The following is a 2988-nucleotide window of genomic DNA, read 5'->3' as shown; positions in this document are numbered from 1 at the left end:
ACTGGGTTAACCAGCTATCAATTGCTTTAGCTTCAACAGCAAATTCGAACGCTGCTTTAGCATAAGGACGAGCGACAGTTGTCAATTCAGACATAGCTCTTTCCTCTTAAAGTTCAGCAACGAGTTTATCTAAGATGTCGCTATGTGCAGCGGCATCAATTGAACGCTCAAGAATTTTCTCGGCTCCGGCAATAGCAAGAACGGCAACTTGTGCACGCAATTCTTCTTTAACTCGGTTACGTTCAGTCTCTATTTCTGCATGACCTGAAGCTAAGATTCTTTCTTTCTCAACTTGTGCTTTGCTAGCAGTTTCTTCAACAATTTTAGCTTCAAGTTTTTTAGCGGCATCAACAATTGATGCAGCTTGAACTTTAGCTTCTTTTAATTGAGCTGTAGCTTTCTCTTGAGCAAGCTCAAGATCTTTAGCAGCACGGTCTGAAGCAGCAAGTCCATCAGCAATAGTTGCTTGACGAGCTTCGATAGCAGCCATAAGTGGCGGCCATACAAACTTCATACAGAAAATTACAAATACGACAAACGCAATTAACTGGCCAATAATCGTGGCATTAATATTCATTTGTGTACCTCCTAATCAATTATTCGTTTAAAAAATAAAGTGGCTAAATTAACCGAGTACAACGAATAAGATGTATAAGCCCATTGCAACACCGATCATCGCGATAGCATCAATAAGACCAGCTACGATGAACATTTTAACTTGTAGTTGTGGTGCAAGTTCAGGTTGACGAGCAGCAGATTCTAAGAATTTACCACCTAATAAACCAAAACCGATTGCTGTACCTAAAGCGCCTAAACCAATTAGTAATGCTGCTGCAATATACACTAAGCCAATATCTTCCATTTTTTTTCTCCGATTGTTTAAAGTTAAAGTTTAAAAAAGTAAATTAGTTAATTTGGCTTCCTGCCATCCCCTTCGGGCGACCTCCGTCGTTTAAATCCTTCCCTGAAGAATTAGTTTTCTAGGCTTCCTGCCTCTCCCTCTCGGGCCAACCTCCGTTGTTCTAAATTTCTCTAGAAAATCTAGTGATCTTCGTGCGCTAAACTAAGGTATACAATAGTTAGCATCATAAAGATAAACGCCTGTAATGGGATAACCAACAAGTGGAACACTGCCCATATAAAATGCAATGGTAATTGGTATAGACCCAATGTCGCAATTAGTAAGAAGATCAATTCACCTGCATATAAGTTACCAAATAAACGTAATGCTAATGATAAAGGACGCGCTAATAAGGTAACTACTTCAAGTAAAAAGTTCACTGGATATAAAGACCAATGACCAAAAGGCTGGGTGTAAAGCTCTTTCATAAAACCACCAAAGCCTTTTACTTTGATTGAATAGTAGATAATAAGAATGAATACGCCACCCGCTAGGGCAAGGGTAGTACTAAGGTCAGCTGTTGGTACTGGTTTCATATAAATATCAGCCATATCCATACCCGTAGCTAAACTAATTAACCAAGGTATTAAATCTACCGGCACCCAATCCATGGCATTCATCAATAAAATCCAGACAAATATAGTCAAAGCTAATGGAGCGATAAGGTCATTTTTACCGTGAAAAGTGTCCTTATCACTGCCATCAACAAATTCTACTACCATTTCAACTGCACATTGCAGTTTACCTGGTACGCCCGGCGTTGCTTTTTTAGCAACGCTACGGAAAATAGTAAGAAAGACCAAGCCTAAAAACACCGCCCAACCTAACGAATCTAAGTTCCAGCTCCAAAAGCCTTCACCTACCGTTAAATTAGTTAAATGATGTTTAATATATTCTTGGCTGGTTAGTGTTGCTTCAGTAGCAGCAGCTGCAGACATATTAATGTTCCTAATGATTAAAGTTTAAATTAAAATTTTGTAAATTCTGTTTATGAGCAATTACGGCTTAGTGTTTAAATAGGTGCGGGGTTACCGCGGGCAAAAACAATACTAAGCTAAACATTGCAAAAAATGGCATTGGCACCAGCACTATAAATTTGAAGGCGAGTGCTAGTAATAAAGCCATCAAGGCCACTTTCAATTTTACTCCGCTAAAAAAGGAGTCAATTACTTTTCTAGAGGCTTGTGCCCCAGCATATTTAAAAGCTTTATAGGCGAATAACATATTAGGAATGATTGCAATAAAACCACCAATCAATGCAGATTTAGCAATGGTCCATCCCCATAAAAAACATATGATTAACGTTAAAAACAATACTACTGTGACCATGAAAGCAATCTGTTGCCAAGCAAATTTCCGCCCAGCTGCTGTTATTGTATTTTTCATAGATATATTTTACACAGATACGAAGTGAGTCGTATGTCATATAGTTTTTTAAAGTAAAAGCTTTAACGCTAAAAAGTTTGCGCAAGTATACTTAACTTGTCCGTTTTTGCAAGATATAAGGGCAATCCACGCACTATATTTGTGCGAATAATTTATATTTGCTAAGGAAATACTCTTCTAATTAATGTCTATTTGTTACTGGCTACATAAGAGCTTCAAGTAGCAAAATAAGCTATAAAACTTGATCAATACACTAGAGCCATTCAATATTTTTATCAGCGTTATAACTCCACTACAGGAAGCGAAGAGCCAATTACAAGAAACCGCAAAGATAAATATTAGCTATTATGTAAACCCATCCATTTATTACTTACTTACTGTACCTTAGGACATGCATGCATAATTTACGTAGCAGCAGGGCATCAACTTCACCTAAGCCGGATTAGATCCTGCGTAAGATACGGTTTTTTTTATTAATTATTAGCTAACAGAATTTTAGCAAGGTCCTACTCTCACATAAAGAGAAGAACTCCCACACGCTTACCATCTACGCCACAACTTCGTTTTACTGCTGAAGCGCCGCGGCATTGAATGTGATCAGTGGGGCCACAGCGTCATGGTCGCTACACTAAATAGAATTTTAAAACAGACAGAAAAAAGCCCGTTACTTTCGTAACGGGCTTCTCGTGTGCCGAAGCACA

Annotated in this window: 4 protein-coding genes and 1 pseudogene; all 5 read right to left on the bottom strand. The window is 38.3% G+C overall.

The window, feature by feature from the left end:
• Positions 1 to 94: pseudogene (locus tag HRT50_RS18430) on the bottom strand (F0F1 ATP synthase subunit delta); the annotation flags it as partial.
• A 12-nt stretch (positions 95 to 106) separates the two neighbouring features.
• Positions 107 to 577 carry a F0F1 ATP synthase subunit B gene (gene atpF, locus HRT50_RS18425; RefSeq protein ID WP_291617225.1) on the bottom strand — a complete coding sequence of 157 codons (471 nt, stop codon included), beginning with the start codon at positions 575 to 577 and terminating at the stop codon, positions 107 to 109.
• Positions 578 to 625: 48 nt separating this feature from the next.
• A complete protein-coding gene (gene atpE / locus HRT50_RS18420) occupies positions 626 to 862 on the bottom strand; it encodes a F0F1 ATP synthase subunit C (RefSeq protein ID WP_291617223.1) in 237 nt (78 codons plus the stop codon).
• 179 nt (positions 863 to 1041) lie between these two features.
• Positions 1042 to 1839 carry a F0F1 ATP synthase subunit A gene (atpB, locus tag HRT50_RS18415; RefSeq protein WP_291617221.1) on the bottom strand — a complete coding sequence of 266 codons (798 nt, stop codon included), beginning with the start codon at positions 1837 to 1839 and terminating at the stop codon, positions 1042 to 1044.
• A 67-nt stretch (positions 1840 to 1906) separates the two neighbouring features.
• Positions 1907 to 2287 carry an ATP synthase subunit I gene (locus HRT50_RS18410; RefSeq protein WP_291617219.1) on the bottom strand — a complete coding sequence of 127 codons (381 nt, stop codon included), beginning with the start codon at positions 2285 to 2287 and terminating at the stop codon, positions 1907 to 1909.
• Positions 2288 to 2988 lie beyond the last annotated feature (701 nt).

This window comes from Colwellia sp., assembly GCF_013215345.1.
In the GTDB taxonomy this organism is placed as follows: domain Bacteria; phylum Pseudomonadota; class Gammaproteobacteria; order Enterobacterales; family Alteromonadaceae; genus Colwellia.
Note: the sequence above shows the minus strand (reverse complement) of the source record. Positions and strands in the feature narration are given on the sequence as shown.